We start from the raw sequence: 26,386 nt of genomic DNA on the forward strand, positions 1-26,386 counted from the left end.
CCGCTTCTCCTTGCTGAAATAATTATGCTTCGTCGCTAAACCAACAAATATTACGTGCTGCCATGATTAACTCACCAGCACGAGCTTCTGTTAGATCTTCAATATCAGACAGCTCATCAACACCTTGGTCTGCAAGGTCTTCTAGTGTAATTACACCTTTAGCTGCAAGTTTAAACGCTAATTCACGCTCTAAACCTTCAAGAGCAAGTAGGTCTTCTGCTGGTTCAACACCATCAAGAGACTCTTCTTGCGCTAATGCAAGTGTTGTTAGCGCTTCTTTAGCGCGTGTACGAAGAAGATCAACTGTTTCTTCGTTTAACGCTTCAACTTCAAGTAGTTCGTTTACAGGTACGTAAGCTACTTCTTCAAGAGTTGTGAAACCTTCTTCAACTAATAATTGAGCAAAGTCTTCATCAATATCTAAATGCTTAACAAATGCATCAATAGAACCTTGCGCTTCTTCTTGGTGCTTCTTGTTAAGATCTGCAACTGTCATTACGTTTAGTTCCCAACCAGTTAGTTGAGATGCTAGACGTACGTTTTGACCACTACGGCCAATTGCTTGTGCTAGGTTATCAGCTTCAACAGCAATATCCATTGTATTGTTGTCTTCATCAACAATAATAGAAGCAACTTCAGCTGGAGCCATTGCATTGATAACGAATTGTGCCGGGTTATCATCCCAAAGCACGATATCAATACGCTCACCGCCAAGATCGTTCGATACAGCTTGAACTCGAGCACCACGCATACCAACACAAGCACCCACAGGGTCAATACGCTTATCGTTAGTTTTCACTGCGATTTTAGCACGAGAACCTGGATCACGAGCAGCGGCTTTTAATTCAATCAGTTCTTCACCGATTTCTGGCACTTCTACGCGGAATAGTTCAGTTAGCATAATGCCTTTTGAACGAGTCATGAATAACTGGAAACCACGTGCTTCTGGTTTAACTGCGTATAGCAGACCACGAACACGGTCACCTGGACGGAAGTTTTCACGTGGAAGTTGGTCTTCACGTAAAATTACCGCTTCAGCGTTGTTACCAAGATCCACAATGATTGCATCACGATTTACTTTTTTAACGATACCAGTGATTAGTTCACCTTCGTTATCAATAAACTGTTCAACGATCATTGCACGCTCAGCTTCACGTACTTTTTGTACGATAACTTGTTTCGCTGTTTGAGTGGTAATACGGTCAAATGTTACTGATTCAATATCATCTTCAACGTAACCACCGATCTCGATAGTTTCATCTTCAAACTGTGCCGCTTCAATAGAAATTTCAAGCGTTGGGTGTTCAACTTTTTCTACAGCTACCCAACGACGGAAAGTTTCAAAGTTACCTGTTTTGCGATCAATCGCTACACGTACTTCAATTTCTAATTCAGATTTTTTCTTTGTTGCTGTTGCTAGCGCGATTTCTAATGCTTCAAAAATTCGCTCACGAGGAACAGCTTTTTCATTTGATACTGCTTCTACAACAGCTAAGATTTCTTTGTTCATTTTAGCCTCTATCAGCCTTAAAATTTAGGAACTAAGTTCGCCTTTGAAATGTTGCTTAACGCAAATTCTTCATTGTTACCATCAACTGTAACCGTAACAATCTCACCGTTAATGTCTAGGATATCTCCTTTCCATTTACGACGGTTATTCATCGGCATCTTTAATACAAGGCTGACCTCGTGACCAACAAATTGTTGATAATGTGCTGCTTTAAACAGTGGACGTTCAAGACCTGGAGACGAAACCTCTAGGTTATATGCTACTGTAATTGGATCTTCTACATCCATTACCGCACTGATTTGACGACTGGCTTCTGCACAGTCCTCCACAAAGATGCCATTTTCATGATCGATAAATACACGTAACGTTGAATGCTCACCCGCACGAATAAATTCCAAACCGACCAATTCATAACCTAAAGCACCAACAGGAGCCTCAAGCATTTCTGTTAGTTGTCTTTCTAATCCTGTCATTGATATCCCCTGAAAACAAAAAAAGGGCACTAAAGGCCCAATTCTTAAAAAACAGTCTGTTTCAGATAGCAAAAAACCCCGAAAATTGCGGGGTTTAGTACTGCTGGACCCTGAATGCCACTTGCGTGACTTATCTAATAATAGCAATTACTCTTATTAGATAATTGGTTGCGGGAGCCGGATTTGAACCGACGACCTTCGGGTTATGAGCCCGACGAGCTACCAAGCTGCTCCATCCCGCGTCCGAAAAGAACAAAGAAAGTATAGTTTCTTTATCCTTTTATTACAAGAATCAGATTCTTGTCTGAATATGGTGCCGAGAGAGGGACTTGAACCCTCACACCATAAGGCACTAGCACCTCATGCTAGCGTGTCTACCAATTTCACCATCTCGGCTAAAGTCGTTTAAAGAGGTACGTCGCTGTTTTCAGTAGCAGGAACGTCACTCGTATTATCAGTTACTTGCTCTGTTGCTTGTTGATCTAATTTAAGATCAAAGCCTTCAGATTTATGCGTAGACATATTGCCTAGCGCTAAGCTGATAATAAAAAATACTGTTGCACAAAGTGCGGTCATTCGGGTTAAAAAGTTTCCAGAGCCACCAGAGCCAAATACTGTATTTGATGCTCCAGCCCCAAATGAAGCTCCCATATCTGCGCCTTTACCGTGTTGTACCAATACTAGGCCAATTACACCGACTGCGGCAATCAGATAAATCACAAGTAGAATAGTATGCATTCCGTCACCCATGTATCTAATTAATGTACCGGTAGCCCATTGGCAACACCAGCGCCCTCTCAATTAAGAGGCCGAGGGATATTAACCAAACTAGGCTACTATGACAAGTTAAAATTAACAAAAAACGTTCAATTTCATTTAATTGGTTAAATTAACAGCTTTCCTTTACTGCATCAGCAATCTGAAGTGCATATTGCTGAACAAGCTCAGCATTCTCGCCTTCAACCATAACGCGGATTAAAGGTTCCGTGCCTGATTTACGTAGTAAAACTCGACCGTTATCACCTAATTTTGATTCAACATCAGCTTGAGCTGCCTTAACTGCATCAGAATCAAGAGGATTACTATCGCCAGTAAAACGAACATTTTCCAATACTTGTGGAAACATACTCATACCATTGCATAATTCTTGTAATGACATTTTACTTCCTACAATAGAAGCGATTACTTGAAGTGCCGCGACAATTGCATCGCCCGTAGTTACTTTATCCAATAAAATAACATGACCTGAATTCTCAGCTCCAATTAACCAGTTGTTCTCTAATAGTTTTTCCATCACATAACGGTCACCAACATTAGAACGAACAAATGGGATACCTAAATTACGTAACGCCACTTCCATTCCCATATTGGTCATCAAAGTACCAACAACCCCACCCTTCAATTCACCACGACGTAACGCATCACGAGCAATAATATAAGCGATTTGGTCACCATCAACCTTCTCACCAAATTCATCAACCATAATAATACGGTCACCATCACCATCAAAAGCGACACCGAAATCTGCTTTTTCTTCTAGCACTTTTGCTTGTAGAGCACGTACGTCAGTAGCTCCTACTTCATGATTAATATTAGTACCATTTGGTTCACAACCAATAGTAACGATCTCTGCACCAAGTTCTTTAAAAACGTTCGGTGCAATGTGATACGTTGCGCCATGAGCACAATCTACAACCATTTTCACACCGGCTAAACTCAGCTCTTTAGGGAAGGTACTTTTACAAAATTCAATATAACGACCTGCAGCATCGTTTAAACGAGATGCTTTACCTAACAATGCAGATTCAACACACGTCATTGGTTTATCTAACTCAGCTTCAATCGCCATTTCAATATCATCTGGCAATTTTGTTCCTTCAGATGAAAAGAATTTAATTCCGTTGTCATAATATGGATTATGAGATGCTGAAATAACAATACCCGCTTCAGCACGAAACGTCTGAGTAAGGTAAGCCACAGCTGGAGTTGGCATTGGACCCGTAAATTTCGCTTGTAATCCAGCAGCAGCCAAACCAGCCTCTAAGGCAGATTCCAACATGTAGCCTGAAATACGCGTATCTTTACCGATAATGACTTTTTTTGTGCCTTGCTTAGCTAAAACTTGTCCAGCAGCCCAACCGAGTTTCATAACAAAATCTGGGGTAATAGGTGCTTGACCTACCAGACCACGAACACCGTCGGTTCCAAAATATTTACGCTCAGCCATGTTGTACTCCATGTTTTATTTTTAATAATTTATTTTAAAATGAACAATTCTTTAATGAGATACTTGTTCTAACGTTGCTTGGCAAACTTTGATTATATCAATGGTTTGTTCAAAGTCATGAACTCGAATAATTTGTGCGCCTTTCATTGCCGCAATCGTCGCACATGCCAAGCTACCTGACGTTGCCTGTTGAGGTTCAACATCGAGTAATTTAAAAACCATTGATTTGCGAGACATTCCCGCCAAGACAGGTAAACCTAGTTGATGAAAACGCTCTAATTCTGCAAGTAGTTGGTAATTATGCTCCAAGGTTTTACCAAATCCAAATCCTGGATCAAGAATTAACTTATCTTTTGCGATACCAACCGATTGGCACGCTAAAATCCGCTCACTCAAAAAGTCAGAAATATCTGTAAACAAGTCTTGATAAGTAGGATTTGATTGCATCGTTCTTGGTTGACCTTGCATATGCATTAAACAAATAGGCACATTTGCCTTTGCTGCAGCCTCTAATGCATTTGGTTCTTGCAATGCTCGTACATCATTAATTAAATCAGCCCCAGCTTTTACTGCTTCTTTCATTACAATAGCTTTACTAGTATCGATAGAAATCCAAGTATCAAATCGCTGATGAACAGCCTCAATAATAGGGATAACACGATCTAACTCTTGTTGTAATGAAACCTCTGGCGCACCTGGGCGTGTTGACTCTCCGCCGATATCAATAAAGCTGACGCCTGCATTTACCATTTTCTCTGCTTGCGTTAATGCAACGTCTAGATGAGTAAATTGTCCACCATCAGAAAAAGAATCCGGCGTAACATTAAGGATCGCCATAACATGAGAACGGTCTAATATTAACGTTTTATCTTTACTTATTAAGTTCATGTTTAGTCCTTTTAAAATACAAAAACCCCGAGCATAACTCGGGGTTTATTTCGAACTTAATTCATCTTATTTTTCTGATGAATCAGAATCTTTTTTAGTATCTTCAGGCTCTTGAGGTTTTTCGTCCTCAGGATTTTCTTCTACTTTTGACTCTTCTTCGTTTACTGGTTTCTCATTTTTCTCTTGAGGTTTAGTTTGATTATCATCGCCCCAACCTTGAGGTTCTCGGATCTCAGTTTTACGTTCCATCAAATCATCAATTTGACCAGCGTCAATCGTTTCAAATGTCATTAGTGCATCTTTCATTGCATGCATGATATCCATATTATCTTCAAGGATCTGTCTAGCGCGAGCGTAGTTACGATCAATGATAGTACGAATTTCAGCATCAATAAGTTTTAGTGTTTCAGGTGAAACATGCTTTGACTGATGAGAACCGCCGTGGCCTGAGAATGGGTCGCCTTGATCTTCTGCATAAAGCAGAGGACCTAATGCATCAGAGAAACCCCATTGGGTTACCATTTTACGTGCAATATCAGTTGCTCGTTCAATGTCGTTTGATGCACCTGTCGATACTTTATCAACACCGTAGATTAGCTCTTCTGCTAATCGACCGCCGTATAGACTTGAAATCATCGACTCTAAGTGTTGACGGTTCATGCTTACTCGGTCTTGCTCAGGTAAGTACATCGTTACACCTAGCGCACGGCCACGTGGAATGATTGATACTTTATACACTGGATCGTGTTCAGGAACTAAACGACCAACAATAGCATGACCCGCTTCATGATACGCAGTCGAGGCTTTTGTCTCTTCTGTCATTACCATTGATTTACGCTCTGCACCCATCATGATTTTGTCTTTCGCAAGCTCAAACTCAACCATTGATACAACACGCTTATTAGTTCGAGCAGCGAATAACGCAGCCTCGTTCACTAAGTTTGCTAAGTCAGCACCAGAGAAACCCGGTGTTCCACGAGCAATAAGCGATGGTTCAACACCGCCAGCTAATGGTACTTTACGCATATGAACTTGAAGAATTTGTTCACGTCCACGGATGTCTGGTAAACCAACAACAACTTGACGGTCAAAACGACCAGGACGAAGTAATGCAGCATCTAGTACGTCTGGACGGTTAGTTGCAGCAACGACGATAATACCTTCGTTACCTTCAAAGCCATCCATCTCAACCAACATTTGGTTCAGTGTTTGTTCACGCTCATCATTACCACCACCAACACCAGCGCCACGTTGACGACCGACAGCATCGATTTCATCGATAAAGATAATACAAGGAGATGACTTCTTCGCTTGTTCAAACATGTCACGCACACGAGATGCACCAACACCAACAAACATTTCAACGAAATCAGAACCAGAAATAGAGAAGAAAGGTACTTTTGCTTCACCAGCAATCGCTTTTGCAATCAGTGTCTTACCCGTACCCGGAGGCCCGACTAAAAGAACACCTGTTGGGATTTTACCACCCAACTTTTGGAAACGACTTGGTTCACGTAAGTAGTCAACTAATTCTTTAACGTCTTCTTTTGCTTCATCACAACCAGCAACATCATCAAAGGTTGTTTTAATCTGCTCTTCAGTCATCATCTTAGCTTTGCTTTTACCAAAGGACATTGCACCTTTGCCACCGCCGCCTTGCATCTGACGCATAAAGAAGATCCAAACACCAATAAGAAGGATCATTGGGAACCACGAAATAAAGATAGACTCAAGTAAGCTCTGCTCTTCAGGTGGTGTGCCTTTAACGATTACGTTTTGGTTAATAAGATCATCAAGCAATTTAGGATCTTGGAATACAGGCATATACGTTACATAACGACTACCGTCACGCTTCGTTACCTTAATTTCACGATTATTAAACGTTGCTTCTTGTACTTGACTATTACCAACTTCTTTTACAAAAGTGGTGTAATCAATCGAACGACCAGAGCTGTCACCCGGCCCAAAGCTTTGGAATACCGACATTAAAACAACAGCGATAACCAGCCACAATATTAGATTTTTTGCCATGTCACTCAAGGTGTTAACCCCGCGTTAACTAAATAGATGAAAGATAGAGTACTACAGTTTATTAAGTGTAGCTACTACGTACGAATTATCCTTTGTAACCAGTGGCTACAATATACACTTCACGAGAACGAGCACGTGATGAATCTGGTTTTCTAATTTTGACGACTTTAAACATTTTACGGACTTCTTGTAAGTATTGATCAAAGCTTTCACCCTGAAATACTTTAACTGTGAAGCTGCCGTTTGGAGCCAATACTTGACGGCACATATCCAATGCTAACTCAACAAGATACATAGCTCTTGGTTGATCTACCGCTTGGTTACCACTCATATTTGGCGCCATGTCAGACATTACTACATCTACCATATCTGGTTGTATGCGTTCAAGCAATGCGTTCAATACTGCTTCTTCCCTAAAGTCCCCCTGCAGAAAGCTTACACCTGCGATTGAATCCATTGCTAAAATATCACAAGCAATAACTTGCCCTGAATCACCTACTTGTTCAACCGCATACTGTGACCACCCACCAGGAGCAGCACCAAGGTCAACAACCGTCATTCCTGGTTTTAATAACTTGTCTTTATTTTGAATTTCTTCAATCTTAAAAATAGCACGAGAACGATAGCCTCTTTTTTGCGCTTCAAGAACGTATTTATCGTCAAAGTGTTCTTTTAACCAGCGGCCAGAGCTTGCTGAAAGTTTATTCTTACTCATGCATTACCTAAAAATACTTAATTTAAATTAGAAGACTGAAACAAAAAATAGTCTTCAGGGATAGATGGCGTTAGAATAGGCTGTTTTCAACCCTTAATATAGAAAAAATCGGGTATATATGAACCTAAGCACAAAACAGAAGCAACACCTTAAAGGCCTTGCTCACAATTTAAAACCCGTTGTGATGATGGGCTCAAACGGTCTTACTGAAGCTGTAGTAGCTGAAATTGAGATTGCGCTTAATTACCACGAGCTAATCAAAGTTAAAATCGCTTCTGAAGATCGTGATACTAAGCAACTGATTGTTGATGCAATCATTCGCGAAACTGAAGCTGAAAAAGTACAAGTTATCGGTAAGACACTTGTTCTATTCCGCGCTAGCGAAGCTCGTAAAATCGAGATCCCTAGAAAATAATTTCTACACTTATTTTGTAAGAAATTAAAAAGGCCGTCTTAGTTCTCTACTTAAAGATAACTACGCGGCCTTTATATTTTGAATCAATAGTTACAAATCAAATGTACTCGACTTCTTCGATTTCAAATTCTTTAGTGCCGCCTGGCGTTTGAATGTTCACTTCATCACCAGCCATTTTTCCAATCAAACCACGAGCAATCGGTGAGTTTACTGAAATTCGACCTTCTTTAATGTTAGCTTCATCATCCGCTACAATCTGATATTTAACTTCATCGTCAGTATTCACATCAATCAATGTAACTGTAGTTCCGAAAATAATCTTGCCAGTGTTGACCATTTTAGTAACGTCAATCACATGAGCAACTGATAACTTATATTCGATATCACGGATCTGAGCTTCACAGATACCTTGTTCTTCACGAGCAGCATGATATTCAGCATTCTCTTTTAAGTCACCAAGTTCACGAGCCTCGCCAATTGCTTTTGAAATAAGAGGACGACGCTTTAATAACACATCTAACTCATCACGCAGTAACTTTTCACCACGTACCGTCATTGGTACCTTATCCATATTTTCCACCTCTAAAGCTGAAATTACAAATTCAGCAAATAAAAATCCCACCAAGGGCACCCATAGTAGCAAAACATTTGCTAAATAAGAAAACGACCTAAGTGTATCTGTTTAAATTTAATTTGCTCTAGTGTAAACAAAGAAATGGCTTTTATCACCTATCTATTGTTTGTTTCTGGCATTTGTTTTTAAGTAATGACTACAACACACGTAAGAAGTTCGTCTCAAAAATAAAATTAAGCCAGTAAAATAATAGGGTATAAAATATAAAGTGGGACAATTATCACATTATTTTTATAGTTAAAACTAAAAAAAACATAAAACACCATTAAGCTTAAAATCTAAGAAAACTTTATTTAAATTTTATAAACACCTGATTTTCAATGACAAGGCTCACAAAAAAACAATAAAAAACACTGTTCAATTGCAGTTTTTAGATTGTTTTACTAACCTTTTATCCGAAATAACCCTGAAAATAACCTTATTGAAACAATGAATGTAAGCGATAGCTCCCCTTACAAGATAAGAGGCTATCTATTACACTCTTCATTGAAAATGGACATAATCTCCTCCACCCTTATAGGAATTAGAACAATGATGAATAAAAAAGTACTAGCTCTAGCAGTAGCAGCAATTACTTCAGCTGGCGCAGTAAATGCAGCAGAAATTTACAAAGGCGCAGACCAAACTCTAGAAATGGGTGGCCGTGCTGAAGCTCGTCTATTCGCTCAAGATGGTGATGTTTCTGATAACTCTCGTATCCGTCTAAACTTTAAAGGTACTACTCAAATTTCTGACGGCCTATACGGTGTTGGTTTCTGGGAAGGTGAATTTACAACAAATGATAACGGTCTAGTTACTGATTCAGGTACTGATGGACTTGAAAACCGTTACGCATATGCTGGAATCGGTGGCAACTTCGGTGAAGTTTCTTACGGTAAAAACGATGGTGCTCTAGGCGTTATCACTGACTTTACCGATATCATGGCATACCACGGCAACTCAGCTGCAGATAAAATTGCAGTAGCTGACCGTACAAACAACAACCTTGGCTACAAAGGCACATTTGGTGACTTCTCTGCTAAAGTAAACTACCGTTTTAACGATGCTGATAATAACGAAATCTCTAATGATGGTTACGCTCTATCTGGTATTTACGCATTTGGCGATTCTGGCTTCAAACTAGGTGGCGGTTACGCAGACCAAGCAGACTCTAACGAAATGATGGTTGCTGGTTCTTACATCATGGGTGACCTATACCTTGCTGGTACATTCACCAACGGTGAGAAGCAAAAAGCGACTACAGTAAATAATACTACTGTATTCCATAACGGTTCTGTTGATTACACCGGTTACGAAGCAGCTGTAGCTTATACAATGGGTAAAACAGTATTTACTTCTACGTATAACAACGCAGAAACAAATAATGAAACATCAACAGACAACTTTGCTGTAGATGCAACGTACTTCTTCAATGCTAACTTCCGTACATACATCTCTTACAACTTCAACTTAATCAGTGAAGGCGATAAGATGGGTTCTACATCAGGAGTTAACGGAAAAGCATCAAATTCTGACGCTGAAGACTCTCTAGCTCTAGGTATGCGTTACGACTTCTAATCCAGTCCTAACTCCTACTTAAATAAAGCGCTCACCTCGGTGGGCGTTTTTTATTTGTGATATTCCATTAATTTTTGCTCAATCATTACACATCACTCGCTGCAAACGATAATATATACTCAATTATCTTTATATTGAGTTCATCATGTCTTTTTCTCGTTTTACTCTTTTAAGTCTCGCTTTATTTTCTTACTCAAGCTTTGCTCATAATATCCAAGAAAATCTTGATTACCTCCCACCTGGAAGTCGAGCGGCTATTATTGTTGAATCATTACAAACTCATGATATTAAATACCAACAAAAGCAAAACGAACTACTACCTCCAGCAAGCACATTAAAACTCGCAACTGCACTAGCAGCAAGGTTAGCTCTTGGCAAAGACTTCACCTTTACAACCACTCTATATAAAGCAGATAAAGATGTCGTACTGACTTTCACTGGTGATCCGTCTCTTTCACGTAAGCAGCTATCTTCTCTATTTGATGAAAGCGATATCAAAGCTATTCAAGGCGATTTATGGATCGACGGCACGATTTTCACAGGTTATGAGCGAGCTGTTGGTTGGCCATGGGATATTTTGGGCGTATGCTACAGTGCACCATCAAGTGCCTTAAGTATTGATGAAAACTGTGTGCAAGCTTCGCTCACAACCCATGATGACGGTACAACTAGAGTCTTTGTTCCTATTCATCAACCTATCTCTTTTTCTAGCTACGCTAAAAGTGTGAGCAGAGAAGAACAAGAGTCGACCTTCTGCGATCTAGAACTAACCACTCAAGGTAACCATTATGAGCTAAATGGCTGCTTGGTTAATCGTAACAAACCGCTTCCTCTAAAGTTTGCAGTACAAGACACTCAAGATTTCACCGAGCAAACTGTGCTTAAGATTTTAAATGAGCACAATATTAAACTTGATGGCAAGGTGCGTTTTGGTAAACCTCAACAAGAACCTCTACAATCGAGCTTACTAGCTCAGCATCAATCTAAACCTTTAATGGAATTATTGGATCATATGCTTAAAAAGTCCGATAATCATTACGCCGACAATCTAACTAAGATGCTAGGTCATTTAAATTACCAACAAGCAGGAAGCTTCACCAATGGTACTGCTGCAATTAAAAATATCTTACTAAAGCACGCCGATATCGATTTAAGCAATGCGGTGTTAGTGGATGGTTCAGGTTTATCTCGTAATAACCGTATGACCGCAAATCAAATGAGATCAATCCTTCAATATATCTATAAATACGATAAAGAATTAGGTTTGATCGAACTATTACCGACATCAGGCATTGATGGCACACTAAAATATCGTAACAGCATGCGTAAAGAGCCAATTAAAGGCAGCATGAAATCTAAAAGTGGTTCGTTGTTTGGTAGCTATAACATGGCGGGATTTGCCGGCTTAGAAAACAAGGATCCTCTACTGTTTGTGCAGTTTGTTGCAGATTACCACCCTATCGCAGCAAAGAAAGGAGCGACACCGGTTGAGCGCCCTATTGATGCCTTTGAGAAAAGCTTTTATCAAGAGTTAATTGAACTCTCCAAAGATTAGGATTTATTTCTGTAATTTGATTGCATTAGATTAACTAGAAAAGATAAATGAAAAAATCCCGAAGAATTCTCATTCTTCGGGATTTTTATTATTACTTAACTAATACTTTTCTTAACTAACTTAGTAATTAAGCGTATTTAGCCGCTACTTTAGCGTGTAGCTCTTGAACAGAGTTAACCGTATTACGGTCATCTGCTTCATGCGCTAGACAGCTAGCAAATGCTGCATTTAGCGTTGTTGTGTAGTTCACTTTTTCAGCCAGTGCACCACGACGTAATACTTTTGAATCTTCAATCGCTTGACGACCTGCTGCAGTATTAACGATGTAGGTGTATTCGCCATTCTTGATACGGTCAAGAATATGAGGACGGCCTTCGTGTACCTTGTTTACTAAACGTGGGTTAATACCCGCTTCACCAAGAATAACCGCAGTACCGTGAGTTGCATCCAGTTGGTAACCCAATTTAACAAGATGTTTTGCTAAGTCTACAACACGCTTCTTGTCGCCCTCACGAACAGAAAGTAATGCACGACCACCTTCTGGATATTCTTTGCTACAGCCAAGTTCAGCTTTCGCAAATGCTTCTGCAAACGTTGCACCTACACCCATAACTTCACCTGTTGAGCGCATTTCAGGGCCTAACAGTGGATCAACACCAGGGAACTTGTTAAACGGTAATACCACCTCTTTAACTGAGTAGTATGGTGGGATAATCTCTTTAGTAAAACCTTGAGACTCTAAAGATTGCCCCGCCATTACGCGCGCTGCAATTTTAGCCAGTGGTGCACCAGTTGCTTTCGATACGAATGGAACCGTACGAGCAGCACGTGGATTAACTTCGATTAGGTATACTTTGTTATCTTTAACAGCAAACTGTGTATTCATTAAGCCACGAACACCTAGCTCGAATGCCAGCTTACGTACTTGATCACGCATTACATCTTGGATTTCTTCGCTTAATGTATAAGCAGGAAGAGAACATGCTGAGTCACCAGAGTGAACACCCGCTTGCTCGATGTGCTCCATGATACCGCCGATAACCACTTGCTCACCGTCACAAATTGCATCAACATCCACTTCTACAGCATCATCAAGGAAGCTATCAAGAAGTACTGGAGATTCATTTGATACGCTTACTGCTTCATTGAAGTAACGACGTAAGTCTTGCTCGTCATATACGATTTCCATCGCACGACCACCAAGAACATAAGAAGGACGTACTACGAGTGGGAAGCCGATTTCTTTTGATTTATCAATCGCCTGCTCCATTGTAGTAACTGTTGCATTTTCTGGTTGAAGAAGCTCCAAACGGTCTACTGCAACTTGGAAACGCTCACGGTCTTCTGCACGGTCGATAGCATCAGGGCTTGTACCTATGATTGGAACACCCGCAGCTTCAAGAGCGCGAGCCAGTTTAAGTGGGGTTTGACCACCGTACTGAACGATAACGCCTTTTGGTTTCTCAACACGAGCGATAGCTAATACATCTTCCAACGTAACTGGTTCGAAGTATAGACGGTCAGACGTATCGTAATCCGTAGAAACAGTCTCAGGGTTACAGTTAACCATGATAGTTTCGTAGCCATCTTCTCGTAGTGCTAATGATGCGTGTACACAACAGTAATCAAACTCAATACCTTGACCGATACGGTTTGGACCGCCACCTAAGATCATGATCTTATCTTTGTCTGTTGGATTTGCTTCACACTCTTCATCATAAGATGAGTACATGTAAGCCGTATCTGATGAGAACTCAGCAGCACACGTATCTACACGTTTGTATACAGGGTGAATATCATGTTGGTCACGTAGGCGACGAATTTCACTTTCAGCAACACCTAGTAGTTTAGATAAACGCGCATCAGCAAAACCTTTACGCTTAAGTTGACGAAGGCTATCCACAGTTAAGCTTGCGAAACCGCCCGCTTTAACTTCAGCTTCCATCTTAACTAAATCTTCGATTTGAACTAAGAACCAACGATCAACGTTTGTTAGGTTAAATACGCCATCAACTGACATGCCTGCACGGAATGCATCAGCGATGTACCAAATACGTTCAGCACCAGCATCTTTTAATTCATGACGAATTTTAGTTAATGCATCAGGAGCATCAAGATCAACCATTTCATCAAAACCATCCGCGCCAACTTCTAGGCCACGTAATGCTTTTTGTAGTGATTCTTGTTGGTTACGGCCGATAGCCATAACTTCACCAACTGATTTCATCTGTGTTGTTAGACGGTCGTTAGCTCCTGCGAATTTTTCGAAGTTAAAACGAGGGATCTTAGTAACAACGTAATCAATTGTTGGTTCGAATGATGCTGGTGTTGCCCCACCTGTAATGTCATTCATTAACTCATCAAGTGTATAACCAATCGCAAGTTTCGCTGCAATTTTAGCAATAGGGAAACCCGTCGCTTTAGATGCAAGCGCAGAAGAACGTGATACACGTGGGTTCATCTCGATGATAACCATACGGCCATCTTTCGGGTTAATACCAAACTGTACGTTTGAACCGCCTGTTTCAACACCAATCTCACGTAGTACTGCTAGAGAAGCATTACGCATTAATTGGTATTCTTTATCTGTTAGCGTTTGAGCTGGAGCTACGGTGATTGAGTCACCTGTATGGATGCCCATTGCATCAAAGTTTTCAATCGCACATACGATAATACAGTTGTCGTTCTTATCACGAACCACTTCCATCTCGTATTCTTTCCAACCGATAAGAGATTCATCGATTAAAAGTTCATTGGTTGGAGAAAGATCCAAACCACGGCGACAAATTTCTTCAAACTCTTCTTTGTTATAAGCGATACCACCGCCAGTTCCACCCATCGTAAATGATGGACGAATGATACAAGGGAAGCCTACCATCTCTAGAACTCTGTAAGCTTCTTCCATTGTTTTTGCAGTATCAGCCGTTGGACACTCAAGACCAATTGACTTCATTGCTTTATCGAAACGTGAACGGTCTTCAGCTTTATCAATGGCATCAGCCGTTGCACCAATCATTTCAACACCGAACTCTGCAAGCACGCCGTGTTTTTCTAAATCAAGCGCACAGTTCAATGCTGTTTGGCCACCCATTGTAGGTAGAACTGCATCTGGACGCTCTTTTTCGATAATGTTACGAACCACTTCCCAATGGATAGGCTCAATGTATGTTGCATCAGCCATATCTGGGTCAGTCATGATTGTTGCAGGGTTAGAGTTCACAAGGATAACGCGGTAGCCTTCTTCACGAAGTGCTTTACACGCTTGTGCACCAGAGTAGTCAAATTCACATGCTTGGCCGATTACGATTGGGCCTGCACCTAGAATTAGAACGCTTTTAATATCAGTACGTTTTGGCATCTTATTACTACTCCGAATTAAGCTTTATGCTGCTGAATCAATTCAATGAAATGGTCAAATAATGGCGCTGCATCATGTGGACCAGGGCTTGCTTCAGGGTGACCTTGGAAGCTAAATGCTGGCTTATCTGTACGATGAATGCCTTGCAGAGTGCCATCAAACAATGATTTGTGTGTTGCACGTAAATTTTCTGGAAGTGTTTCTTCATCTGCCGCAAAACCATGGTTCTGTGCAGTGATCATAACTACATCACGATCCAAATCTTTAACAGGGTGGTTTGCACCGTGGTGACCAAATTTCATTTTTACTGTTTGAGCGCCTGATGCTAGAGCAAGAATTTGGTGACCAAGACAGATACCAAAGATTGGTAACCCTTTTTCTAGGAACACTTTCGTTGCTTCAATTGCGTAAGTACATGGGGCAGGATCACCAGGGCCATTTGATAGGAATACGCCATCAGGATTCATTGCTAACACTTCTTCAGCTGAAGTTTGCGCAGGAACAACCGTTAGGCGACAACCGCGGTCTACTAACATACGTAGGATGTTACGTTTAGCACCAAAATCGTAAGCCACTACGTGGAATGGTAATTCACTGTCTGCTTTTTCTTCTGGCAAACCGCCAGTTAAAGTCCAAGAACCTTGTTTCCACTGATAAGCTTCAGAAGTCGTAACTTCTTTTGCTAAATCCATTCCTTTAAGACCTGGGAACTCTTTTGCTTGAGCAAGTGCGAACGCTTCATCTAGGTTGTTGCCAGCAACGATACAGCCATTCTGAGCACCTTTCTCTCGTAAAATTCGAGTCAGCTTACGCGTATCGATATCAGCAATGCCGACAATATTTTGAGATTTAAGGTATTCAGAAAGAGTTTGTTCACTGCGGAAATTTGAAGCTAAGAGAGGGAGATCGCGAATCACAAGGCCTTGAGCGTGGATAGAAGAGGATTCTTCATCTTCGGAATTGATTCCGGTATTGCCAATGTGAGGATAAGTAAGAGTAACGATTTGTTGAGAATAGGAAGGATCGGTGAGAATTTCTTGGTACCCCGTCATCGAGGTATTAAAAACGACTTCACCAACGGCCGAGCCATCTGCTCCAATCGATTGACCGCGGAACACTGTCCCATCTTCTAGGACTAACAGCGCTGATTTACTCAAGACAACCTCCAAACATAATAAACATTCAACCTTACAACATAATAATGCAAAGTTGTTTTTTTTAAACCCAAAACTCGAACTTTAAGGTCGAATTTTGACAAATTGGCGAAATTCTAGAGTTCTATAGGATAACTGTCAACACAAAACACATTAATAAGTAACATTTTTAGAGGCTTCATACCAAAAACACTCTTTTAACTATTATTCTTTAAACTATCCAACCCTATTTGTCGATTATTTAACCTTATAATGATTTATTGCATACTCAATCTTTTTTATTAAAAAAAAATTACTCATAAAAATAAAGCAAACGTTAAATTAAAGATTAAACATAACAAAATAAAAGACTAAATGGAAAAATAGACTGTAACAATCAAAAACAACAATAAACTTATGAAAGGAATCCACTCAATCATAATAAATAAATTTATAGGAAAAGCCTAAAGCACTATATACAGCCCACCATACTTGCATAAAATATGATTACAAACTTATTTAGTGTAAAAAAAGCCCGAATCTATTATGATTCGGGCTTAATTAAAAATTAAAGCTGATCTAATTCTAAAACATCATGCATGGTATAAAAACCTGGAGATTTTTGATGTAACCAATGAGAAGCTCTTACCGCACCATTAGCAAATGTCATTCTATCGGTTGCTTTATGTGTGACTTCAACACGCTCACCAATATCTGCAAACATTGCCGTATGCTCCCCTACAATGTCACCAGCTCGAATAGTAGCAAAACCAATTTCATCCTTGGTTCTTTCTCCTGTTATCCCTTCACGAGAATACACAGCTACATCATCCAGTTTATTCCCCATAGCACCAGCAATTGCTTCTCCCATCCCAATAGCAGTACCTGAAGGAGCATCTACTTTATAACGATGGTGCGCTTCTACAATTTCGATATCACAATAATCACCCATTACTTTTGCCGCTTTCTCTAGTAATTTAAATACTACATTCACACCAACACTGTAATTAGGCGCCATCACGATAGGAATAACTTTTGCAGCTTCATTTATTAGTTCTTTGCCTGGCTCACTAAACCCTGTAGTACCAATAACAATCGCTTTCTTATTCTCTTGGCAAAGCTCTATATTTTTAAGCGTAGAGATAGGAAGAGTAAAATCAATAATGACATCAAAATCATCAACAACTTTTGCTAAATCATCAACAATAGAAATACCAGATTTACCTAGGCCAGCCATTTCGCCAACATCAACACCAATTAAGCTTGATTCTGGGTGCTCACTTGCCGCTGCAAGTACCGCAAACTGGGAACCATTTACCGCTTTAATTAAATTACGGCCCATTCTTCCTGCTGCACCAGCAATTGCTACTCTTACCATCTTAATTCTCGCTCCTTTAAATTAGTATCCTTGCACTCTATCTTAATTTTTTTACTTCGGCTATGTGAAGATTTAAGACACGGTTTTAATTTGAAGTTCTTTTGGTACTTCAAAAAACATGTTTTCTTCACGACCACTCAACTCATCAACGGTAGTGCCACCGAAGGCTTTTACTTGTTCAATGATTTGATTCACTAACTCTTCAGGCGCTGATGCTCCAGCTGTTACGCCAACTTTAGCTTGATCGGTTAACCACTCTTCTTTTAGTTCTTCTGGACAATCAATTAAATAACTTGTTGTGCCTAGTTTTTCAGACAATTCACGTAAGCGATTCGAGTTAGATGAATTTTTCGAACCCACTACAATCATTACATCAACCTGACTTGCCATATCTCGCACTGCATCTTGGCGATTTTGTGTCGCATAACAGATATCATCTTTACGCGGCCCTTGGATCTCTGGGAATACTCGGCGAAGTTCATCAATGACATCTGCGGTTTCATCAACAGACAGTGTTGTTTGGCTGACGTAATGCAAGTTGCTTTGATCACGAACACTCAGTTTTTCAACATCAGCTGGTGTTTCAACTAAATACATCCCTCCAGTTTCACTTGCGTATTGCCCCATCGTACCTTCGACTTCTGGGTGACCTGCATGACCAATCAATACGACTTCAATATTTTTCTTACTTGCACGCGCTACTTCCATATGTACTTTAGTTACCAATGGACAAGTTGCATCAAACACGGTCAACGCTCGTTCTTTCGCTTCTTTTCGTACTGCTTGAGAAACACCATGAGCTGAAAATATAACGATATTATCGTCAGGCACTTCACTTAACTCTTCAACAAAAATAGCACCACGTTGTTTTAAGCCCTCAACAACAAAGCGGTTATGAACCACTTCGTGGCGAACATAAATAGGTGCTTCATACAATTCAAGCGCACGTTCAACAATGCTAATCGCACGATCAACACCAGCACAAAAACCACGAGGATTCGCTAATACTATTTTCATCTTTTATCTCTATATCTTGTTGAATTAATCAACCGCTACAATTTCTACGTCAAAGATAACATCTTGGCCAGCTAATGGGTGATTAAAATCAACCGTTACCGAATCACCTGCGATCTCTGTAATAATACCTGGAATATCCATACCATCAGGACCACTAAACCCCATAATAGTCCCAATCTCTGCCGCCGCATCTCCAACGAAGCGACTTTTATCCATATGATGGATATTATCAGGATTTGGCAAACCGAAAGCATCTTCAGCACTAAGTTCAATACTTTTAGACTGCTTTGACTCTAAACCTAATAGACACTTTTCAAAATTTTCACTAATGCTTCCATCACCCATGGTAAATTTCGCAGCCTTACCTGAAGTATGAGTACTATCAGCAATAGAACCATCTTTTAATTTAATGGTGAAATGTAAAGTGACTTCACTGTTGCTTTCAATTTTTGACATTTTCTTTCCCTAGATATCTTATACCAATGTAACTAAATAGATCAGGTAATTAATGGAATTGGTATTAATTTAATACTTAAAAAAAACGCCACCTCGAGTTCTCGGGCAGCGTTAATTTACTTTCTTTTTATTTACTGTTCTTTTTTATTCGTACGAAGACCATCTAGAATGATAAGTCCTGCACCAATACAAATTGCGGCATCTGCTAAATTGAAAGCTGGCCAGTGATAATTCCCCCAATAAAAATCGAGATAATCCACTACAAACCCATGCACTAAGCGATCAAACACATTACCAATGGCTCCGCCAATGATCAGTGCATAAGCCATATTGTTTAGCTTGTCAGTTTGTGGTGTTTTACGCATCCAATACCCTAGCAAGCTACACACAGCTACAGCAATACCAGTAAAGAACCAACGTTGCCAACCAGCTTGATCACTTAAAAAGCTAAATGCCGCACCATAGTTATGAACATAAAGAAAGTTAAAGAATGGCAATACCTCAATTCGGTTTGCCCAACCATAACCCATCTCTTTCATCACAAATAATTTGATGCTGATGTCTGCCATAAAGATGATCCCCGCTAGCCATAGCCAGCGAAGTCCTGATTCTTTAAGCTGCGGGAATGTCTTATTATCGCTAGTCATTATGCAAATTTACGCTCTTCGCCTTCGCCACTAACGTTAGATACACAACGACCACATACTTCTTCGTGACCTTCGATAGTACCTACATCAGCAACATGGTGCCAACAACGCTCACACTTCGCAGCTTCAGAAGCGGTAACATCTACAAACAAACCTTCAAGTTCTGTTGCTTTTGCTGATTCTGTTTTTTCGCTAAGTGGCTTAACTGTGGCACTTGATGTTAGAAGAACAAAACGTAACTCATCTTCAAGTTTGTTAATTTTAACTGCTAGTGCATCATCTGCGTATAACGTTACTTCAGCTTGAAGTGAACCACCGATAACTTTCTCACTACGAGCAGTTTCTAGAAGTTTGTTTACTGACGCACGAACTGATTGAATTTCAGTCCAGAATTCATTATTAAACTCTTCGCCTTCAGCAAGATCAAACAGGCCTTGGTACCACTCACCTGTGAATACGAATTTCTCGCGCTCACCTGGCATTTCATTCCAGATTTCATCAGCTGTGAATGACATTATTGGTGCCATCCAACGAACAAGAGCTTCTACAATGTAGTAAAGCGCAGTTTGACAGCTACGTTGAGCGTGGCCACTTTGCTTCGCTGTGTATTGACGGTCTTTAATTACGTCTAGGTAGAAAGAACCCATTTCGATTGAACAGAAGTGCATCAAACGCTGAGTTACTTCATGAAGGTTATATTCCTCAAAAGACTTAATGATCTCTTCTTGTGCAGCAAATGCACGACCAACGGCCCAGCGATCAAGAGCAACCATTTCTTCAGCAGGAACGATGTCTGTTTCTGGGTTAAAGCCGTTTAAGTTCGCTAAGAAGAAACGTGCTGTGTTACGAATACGACGGTACGCGTCAGCTGAACGTTTTAGGATTTCATCAGAAACCGCAACTTCGTTAGTATAATCCGTTGAAGCAACCCATAGACGAAGAATATCTGCGCCCAGTTTGTTCGTTACGTCTTTTGGTGCAACTACGTTACCGATAGATTTAGACATCTTACGACCATTACCATCTACCACGAAACCGTGTGTTAGTACTTGGCGGTAAGGTGCTTTACCTTTCATTGCAACAGAAGAGATCAATGATGATTGAAACCAACCACGGTGTTGATCTGAACCTTCTAGGTAAAGATCTGCGCTGTGTGTCCTTTCTTCTTTTTCTTCTGGGAAATCATACTCTTCACGAGAATCAACCACAGAGAAGTGCGTAACGCCAGAATCAAACCATACATCTAAAGTATCTAATACTTTTTCGTATTTAGCGGCGTCATCTTCACCCATAAGCTCAGCGGCATCTACATCCCACCATGCTTGAATGCCTTTTTCTTCAACTAACTTAGCTACTTTTTCAATTAGCTCTAGTGAATTAGGGTGTAGTTCAGACGTTTCTTTGTGAACGAATAGAGCGATTGGCACACCCCAAGTACGTTGACGAGAAATACACCACTCAGGACGACCTTCGATCATACCTTCAATGCGGTTTTGACCCCACTCAGGCATCCACTCAACACTCTTCACTTCTTCTAATGCTTTTGCACGAAGACCCGCTTGATCCATTGAGATGAACCATTGTGGTGTAGCACGGAAGATGATTGGCGTTTTGTGTCTCCAGCAATGTGGGTAGCTGTGCTCGTACGCGTGATGATGCAGTAATGCACCTTTTTCTTTCAGTACTTCAAGAACTGAATCGTTCGCTTTAAATACGTGTTGACCAGCAAACAGTTCAGTATCAGGAAGGTATACACCGTTTGAACCTACTGGATTTGCAATTTCTAGATCGTATTTTTTACCAACCACGAAATCTTCTTGACCGTGACCAGGGGCAGTATGAACGATACCTGTACCTGAATCTGTCGTTACGTGATCGCCTAAAATAGCTGGAACCGTAAAGCCATAGAATGGGTGATTGAATTGAAGAAGCTCTAAATCAGCCCCTTTTGCAAAACCTAAGTTATGGAAATGCTCAATACCTGCGCGATCCATTACTGATTTCGCTAGCTCAGATGCAAGGATTAAACGTTGTGCTTTTTGCTCACCGTGTGCTTCAACTTGAACTAATACGTATTCAAGATCAGCATGTAATGCTACTGCACGGTTAGCAGGAAGAGTCCAAGGTGTCGTTGTCCAGATAACAACCGATACTTCACCTTTACCTTGATGACCTTCAGGCGTGCTGAATTTTGCTAATGTTGCGGCTTCGTCTGCAGCAATAAAACGCACATCAATCGATGGAGATACTTTATCTTGGTATTCAACTTCTGCTTCAGCCAATGCTGAACCACAATCTGTACACCAGTGAACAGGTTTAAAACCCTTAAGTAGGTGACCTTGGTCTGCAATTTTACCCAATGAACGGATAATGTTTGCTTCAGTACCAAAATCCATAGTGCGGTATGGTTTGTCCCACTCGCCCATGATACCTAAACGCTTAAAGCTTTCTTTTTGGCCTTCAACTTGGCCTGCCGCGTATTTACGACACTCCTCACGGAATTCCGCCGCAGAGATTTTTTGACCAGGCTTGCCTTTTTTCTTCTCTACCATTAACTCAATTGGTAGACCGTGACAGTCCCAACCAGGAATGTACGGCGCATCAAAGCCAGAAAGTGTCTTTGATTTAATAATAATGTCTTTAAGAATCTTATTTAATGCGTGACCAATATGAATGTCACCATTTGCATAAGGAGGACCGTCGTGTAATACGAACGATTTCTTACCTTTTTTTGCTTTACGGATTTCACCGTAAAGATCTTCATCATACCAACGCTTAAGCATTTCTGGCTCACGATTAGCCAAGTTACCACGCATTGGGAATCCTGTTTCTGGCAGGTTCAAGGTATCTTTATAGTCACTCATTGATTCTTAATTCCGTTACTTGGGCGAAATGAAATGTTATCTGTTTCAGACAGCCACACCCGTGCTGTCTGAGAATCTAATTCTATTTGTTGTTTTAATGCGTCAAATGACTCAAATTTATGTTCATCACGCAACTTACAAAGTAATTCTACATCCAATTGTTGGCCATATAAATTGCCTTTATAATCGAAGAAGTGAACTTCCAGTTGTTGACGAACGCCATTTACCGTTGGACGGTTGCCTATATTGGCAACACCACCTAATTGTTTACCGCTACTGTCTTTGGCTTGAACAACATAAACGCCAGATACAGGCGAAACACAACGCTTTAATGGAATATTTGCAGTGGGAAAACCAATCGTTCTCCCTAGCTTTCGACCATGAGAAACACGGCCTGTAATACTGTAATTTCGCCCCAACATAGTGGCGACGTCTTTAAATCTGTCTTCAGCAAGAGCATTACGAATCGCAGTGCTACTGACTCGTTGTTTCTGAAGACAAAAACTTTGCGTGTTTACTACTTCAAAGCCGTATTTTCCACCTGCTTTTTGTAGCATTTCAAAGTTACCTTGACGATGTTTCCCAAAACAAAAATCATCACCAACAACCAGAAATTTAACACCCAATAGCTTAACCAACAAGTGTTCAACGAATTCATCTGCCGTTTGTTGTGCAAATTTATGATTAAAATTAATACAAAGCAAACGTTCTATCTTCAATTTATCAAGCTGAACAAACTTATCTCGTAAACGAGTCAATCGAGCAGGTGCTTTATCTTTAGCAAAAAATTCCATTGGTTGCGGATCAAATGTCATTACAACAGAAGGCAAACCTAATTGCTTAGCTTTAGCCTTAACTTGTTGTAATACTTGTTGATGTCCTAAATGGACACCGTCAAAATTACCAATAGTCATTACGCAACCATGATGGCTAGGCGTAATATTGTGAATGCCTCGGATTAATTCCATTATCTCAATATCAAGTTATTTGATTAAAAAAACTGACGAATTATATACTAATCTTACTAGCCAAACCACTCAACTCAGTGAATAACAATATTATGCATTAACTCGTAAGTGGCGCAGACGCAATCCTAATACTAACGCAGGGATTAAGTAACTCACCGCTCCTAGTCCAATAAAGCCTAGTAGCATGATAATTCGTTTTAATAAGTCCCATTCTAGCCATACATTCATGGCTGGCATAAACCACAATAAAACGCCAACCATAATGCCACCAGATACCACTAATTTTATAATATAAATAATAGTCTCTTTAGATAGCTTATATACATTTGCCAAATGCAAACCACGATAAAGCAATGCCATGTTAACCAAAGCAGATAATGCTGTTGCCATTGCTAATCCAACATAACCATAGAAATAAGCAAAAATAGCATTAAAAAACATATTAGTTATCATCGCAATGATACCGTAGCGCACCGGGGTTTTAGTATCTTGGCGAGCATAATAGCCAGGAGCCAATACCTTAATTAACATGAAATTTAATAAGCCAGATGAATAAGCAAGGAGAGATAATGAAGCATTATGTACGTCATTAGGAGAAAACTCACCACGCATAAACAATACCATTAACATAGGTTTCGCCAATACCATCAGCCCTAACATTGCAGGGATCCCAAGTAATATCACCATTCTAACCCCCCAATCCATCGTATTAGAGAAGCCAGTTCCTTTTGCATCAACATGCTGGCGAGACAAAGCAGGTAAAATTACCGTAGCAATAGCAATACCAAATAAACCCAATGGGAATTCTAATAAACGATCTGAATAATAGAGCCAACTAATCGATCCCGTAGCTAAGAAACTTGCAATAAAAGTATCAAACAATAAGTTAATTTGACTTACTGATACCCCAAAGAGTGCTGGGATCATTAACGTTCTGATTTTTACTACACCAGGATCATTCCAGCCCCATTGCGGACGAACTAACATTTTCGCTTTATAAAGAAATGGCAGTTGAAATAGAAATTGAATTAAACCACCAAGGAACACACCAATCGCTAAACCGATCTCTGGTTGTTCTAAATTCGGTGAAACAAAATAAGCGCACGCAATAATAGCAATGTTTAAAAAGACAGGCGTAAATGAAGAAACGGCAAATTTACCTAATGTATTTAAAATGGCACCAGATAACGCAACAAAAGTAATAAACCAGAGGTAAGGGAAAGTAATTTTTAGCAAGAAACTAGCAAGTTCAAACTTAGGGGCATTAGGACCATTATTAAGCCAGTCCATAAACCAGCCCGCTCCGAACAAGGCTGTGACAGATCCAGAACCTAAAATTCCGAAAAAAGTAACTATCGTAACGAGAACACCAAGAGTACCCGATGCTTTTGCTATTAATTCACGAGTTTTATTATCATCACCACTGGCGTGATATTCCGTTAGTACAGGAACAAACGCTTGTGAAAAAGCCCCTTCTGCAAATAAACGGCGTAAAAAATTAGGTATTTTATTCGCAAAGAAGAAAACGTCGGCAGACGCCCCCGCTCCCATTAAATTTGCTACCACTACATCACGGACTAAACCGAGTACTCTAGACACTAAAGTCATAATACTGACGATTAAGCCAGAACGTAAAAGTCGTTTACTCACAAAAAAACCTCATAAAGATGCCGTTGATGGCGATAAAGAGCTTACTAACTGGAAAAAATGCTGTTAGAATGCACGCCATCTTAACCGTGTTTTGCCATTCTCATCAAACTTTTGTTTGAGACAGCTTGGTTTTTACACAAATCATTTGACATTTGGGTTCAATGGGTGCATATTTCCCGACCTTAAATTGTCACCGAACTACGTTTTTGGGAGTTAGACCCTTGGCAAATAGTAAATCTGCTAAGAAGCGCGCAACTCAAGCTGAAAGACGTCGCCAGCACAACGCTAGCCGTCGTTCAATGATGCGCACTTACATGAAAAAAACTATCGCAGCTATTGAAGCTGGCGATAAAGAAGCTGCAACTGCTGCACTAGCAACTGCAACTCCACTTCTAGACCGCATGGCGACTAAAGGCCTTATTCATAAGAATAAAGCTGCACGTCATAAAGCGCGTTTCACTGCAGCAATCAAAGCTCTTTAATAGAAATTTGATTCTCAGTTAGAAATAAGAAAAAACCGACCTAGGTCGGTTTTTTTATATCTGCAATTTGAAGAAAAAACAAAAGAAGATTACTTACCCTTTTGCTATCCCATCTATAGCTTACTTTTGACAGTATAAATCATGTAATAGTTGAATTACGGATCTTACTTCATGGCTATTCAATGAATAAAACACCGTTTGAGACTCTTTTCTTGTTGATACTAATTCATCTTTACGTAGCCAGCCTAAATGTTGAGATAGTGCAGATTGGCTAAGTTCTAATTTTTCTGCAATTTGACCAACAGATAACTCACCATCAAGTAATAAACACAAAATAAATAAACGACGTTCATTCGCCATCGCTTTTAATAATGCTACTGCTTGAGGTGCATTTTCTTCCATCATTTGTAAATTCATAAAACAACCTC

At 40.1% G+C, this 26,386-nt stretch carries 22 protein-coding genes and 2 tRNA genes; 4 read left to right on the forward strand and 20 right to left on the reverse strand.

Features of this window, described 5'->3' with window-relative positions; translation table 11 throughout:
• Nucleotides 1–22 precede the first annotated feature (22 nt).
• The 9 genes from nusA to rlmE all read right to left on the reverse strand — a co-directional run bounded on the left by nusA (nucleotide 23) and on the right by rlmE (nucleotide 7,844).
• Nucleotides 23–1,510, reverse strand: coding sequence for a transcription termination factor NusA (gene nusA, locus AC2IP4_RS11285; RefSeq protein ID WP_486307003.1), 1,488 nt, complete (start codon nucleotides 1,508–1,510; stop codon nucleotides 23–25).
• A gap of 17 nt (nucleotides 1,511–1,527) precedes the next feature.
• Nucleotides 1,528–1,983 (reverse strand): ribosome maturation factor RimP, encoded by a 456-nt coding sequence (gene rimP, locus AC2IP4_RS11290; protein WP_012549404.1) that lies wholly within the window; start codon nucleotides 1,981–1,983, stop codon nucleotides 1,528–1,530.
• A 165-nt stretch (nucleotides 1,984–2,148) separates the two neighbouring features.
• Nucleotides 2,149–2,225 (reverse strand) — tRNA-Met (locus AC2IP4_RS11295).
• 69 nt (nucleotides 2,226–2,294) lie between these two features.
• Nucleotides 2,295–2,379, reverse strand: a tRNA-Leu gene (locus AC2IP4_RS11300).
• 9 nt (nucleotides 2,380–2,388) lie between these two features.
• Nucleotides 2,389–2,721 (reverse strand): preprotein translocase subunit SecG, encoded by a 333-nt coding sequence (gene secG, locus AC2IP4_RS11305; protein ID WP_105054034.1) that lies wholly within the window; start codon nucleotides 2,719–2,721, stop codon nucleotides 2,389–2,391.
• A 151-nt stretch (nucleotides 2,722–2,872) separates the two neighbouring features.
• Entirely contained in the window at nucleotides 2,873–4,210 is a 1,338-nt protein-coding gene (glmM, locus tag AC2IP4_RS11310) for a phosphoglucosamine mutase (protein WP_375321797.1), read from the reverse strand.
• 51 nt (nucleotides 4,211–4,261) lie between these two features.
• Entirely contained in the window at nucleotides 4,262–5,098 is an 837-nt protein-coding gene (gene folP, locus AC2IP4_RS11315; protein WP_486307002.1) for a dihydropteroate synthase, read from the reverse strand.
• A 66-nt stretch (nucleotides 5,099–5,164) separates the two neighbouring features.
• Complete coding sequence (gene ftsH, locus AC2IP4_RS11320) at nucleotides 5,165–7,129, reverse strand: ATP-dependent zinc metalloprotease FtsH (RefSeq protein WP_375321795.1); 1,965 nt, start codon at nucleotides 7,127–7,129, stop codon at nucleotides 5,165–5,167.
• A gap of 85 nt (nucleotides 7,130–7,214) precedes the next feature.
• Complete coding sequence (rlmE, locus tag AC2IP4_RS11325) at nucleotides 7,215–7,844, reverse strand: 23S rRNA (uridine(2552)-2'-O)-methyltransferase RlmE (protein WP_060992450.1); 630 nt, start codon at nucleotides 7,842–7,844, stop codon at nucleotides 7,215–7,217.
• A gap of 118 nt (nucleotides 7,845–7,962) precedes the next feature.
• Between rlmE and yhbY the strand changes: the two genes are divergently transcribed.
• Entirely contained in the window at nucleotides 7,963–8,259 is a 297-nt protein-coding gene (yhbY, locus tag AC2IP4_RS11330; protein ID WP_486310284.1) for a ribosome assembly RNA-binding protein YhbY, read from the forward strand.
• A gap of 97 nt (nucleotides 8,260–8,356) precedes the next feature.
• On the opposite strand, the gene greA is transcribed toward yhbY, so the two are convergent.
• On the reverse strand, nucleotides 8,357–8,830 hold the full coding sequence (gene greA, locus AC2IP4_RS11335) for a transcription elongation factor GreA (RefSeq protein WP_105055535.1): 474 nt from the start codon (nucleotides 8,828–8,830) through the stop codon (nucleotides 8,357–8,359).
• A 597-nt stretch (nucleotides 8,831–9,427) separates the two neighbouring features.
• On the opposite strand from greA, the gene AC2IP4_RS11340 reads away from it, so the two are divergent.
• Together AC2IP4_RS11340 and dacB are read left to right on the forward strand one after the other, a co-directional pair.
• Nucleotides 9,428–10,450 carry a porin gene (locus AC2IP4_RS11340; RefSeq protein WP_486310761.1) on the forward strand — a complete coding sequence of 341 codons (1,023 nt, stop codon included), beginning with the start codon at nucleotides 9,428–9,430 and terminating at the stop codon, nucleotides 10,448–10,450.
• Nucleotides 10,451–10,595: 145 nt separating this feature from the next.
• Nucleotides 10,596–12,005 carry a serine-type D-Ala-D-Ala carboxypeptidase gene (dacB, locus tag AC2IP4_RS11345; protein ID WP_486310285.1) on the forward strand — a complete coding sequence of 470 codons (1,410 nt, stop codon included), beginning with the start codon at nucleotides 10,596–10,598 and terminating at the stop codon, nucleotides 12,003–12,005.
• A gap of 127 nt (nucleotides 12,006–12,132) precedes the next feature.
• On the opposite strand, the gene carB is transcribed toward dacB, so the two are convergent.
• The 9 genes from carB to murJ form a co-directional block, all read right to left on the reverse strand.
• Nucleotides 12,133–15,363, reverse strand: coding sequence for a carbamoyl-phosphate synthase large subunit (gene carB / locus AC2IP4_RS11350; protein ID WP_375321792.1), 3,231 nt, complete (start codon nucleotides 15,361–15,363; stop codon nucleotides 12,133–12,135).
• Nucleotides 15,364–15,380: 17 nt separating this feature from the next.
• Entirely contained in the window at nucleotides 15,381–16,520 is a 1,140-nt protein-coding gene (carA, locus tag AC2IP4_RS11355; protein WP_105054026.1) for a glutamine-hydrolyzing carbamoyl-phosphate synthase small subunit, read from the reverse strand.
• A gap of 544 nt (nucleotides 16,521–17,064) precedes the next feature.
• Nucleotides 17,065–17,874 carry a 4-hydroxy-tetrahydrodipicolinate reductase gene (gene dapB, locus AC2IP4_RS11360; RefSeq protein WP_375321791.1) on the reverse strand — a complete coding sequence of 270 codons (810 nt, stop codon included), beginning with the start codon at nucleotides 17,872–17,874 and terminating at the stop codon, nucleotides 17,065–17,067.
• A 72-nt stretch (nucleotides 17,875–17,946) separates the two neighbouring features.
• The gene (ispH, locus tag AC2IP4_RS11365) at nucleotides 17,947–18,891 is read right to left on the reverse strand and encodes a 4-hydroxy-3-methylbut-2-enyl diphosphate reductase (RefSeq protein ID WP_105054024.1); all 945 of its coding nucleotides are present in this window, start codon (nucleotides 18,889–18,891) and stop codon (nucleotides 17,947–17,949) included.
• Nucleotides 18,892–18,915: 24 nt separating this feature from the next.
• Entirely contained in the window at nucleotides 18,916–19,347 is a 432-nt protein-coding gene (gene fkpB, locus AC2IP4_RS11370) for an FKBP-type peptidyl-prolyl cis-trans isomerase (protein WP_375321790.1), read from the reverse strand.
• A gap of 131 nt (nucleotides 19,348–19,478) precedes the next feature.
• Nucleotides 19,479–19,994, reverse strand: a complete 516-nt coding sequence (lspA, locus tag AC2IP4_RS11375; RefSeq protein ID WP_375321789.1) for a signal peptidase II — start codon at nucleotides 19,992–19,994, stop codon at nucleotides 19,479–19,481.
• Complete coding sequence (ileS, locus tag AC2IP4_RS11380) at nucleotides 19,994–22,858, reverse strand: isoleucine--tRNA ligase (RefSeq protein ID WP_486310286.1); 2,865 nt, start codon at nucleotides 22,856–22,858, stop codon at nucleotides 19,994–19,996. The genes lspA and ileS overlap by 1 nt, the downstream gene beginning before the upstream one ends.
• On the reverse strand, nucleotides 22,855–23,826 hold the full coding sequence (gene ribF, locus AC2IP4_RS11385) for a bifunctional riboflavin kinase/FAD synthetase (protein ID WP_375321787.1): 972 nt from the start codon (nucleotides 23,824–23,826) through the stop codon (nucleotides 22,855–22,857). Before ribF ends, ileS begins: the two co-directional genes overlap by 4 nt.
• Before the next feature lie 90 nt (nucleotides 23,827–23,916).
• The gene (gene murJ, locus AC2IP4_RS11390; RefSeq protein WP_375321786.1) at nucleotides 23,917–25,476 is read right to left on the reverse strand and encodes a murein biosynthesis integral membrane protein MurJ; all 1,560 of its coding nucleotides are present in this window, start codon (nucleotides 25,474–25,476) and stop codon (nucleotides 23,917–23,919) included.
• Nucleotides 25,477–25,697: 221 nt separating this feature from the next.
• Here murJ and rpsT point away from each other — a divergent pair, with 221 nt between their 5' ends.
• Nucleotides 25,698–25,958 (forward strand): 30S ribosomal protein S20, encoded by a 261-nt coding sequence (rpsT, locus tag AC2IP4_RS11395; RefSeq protein ID WP_005417629.1) that lies wholly within the window; start codon nucleotides 25,698–25,700, stop codon nucleotides 25,956–25,958.
• Between the two features lie 120 nt (nucleotides 25,959–26,078).
• Here the strand turns inward: rpsT and AC2IP4_RS11400 are convergent, their stop codons facing one another.
• On the reverse strand, nucleotides 26,079–26,375 hold the full coding sequence (locus tag AC2IP4_RS11400) for an ArsR/SmtB family transcription factor (RefSeq protein WP_105054019.1): 297 nt from the start codon (nucleotides 26,373–26,375) through the stop codon (nucleotides 26,079–26,081).
• Nucleotides 26,376–26,386 lie beyond the last annotated feature (11 nt).

Source organism: Aliivibrio thorii (assembly GCF_057368585.1).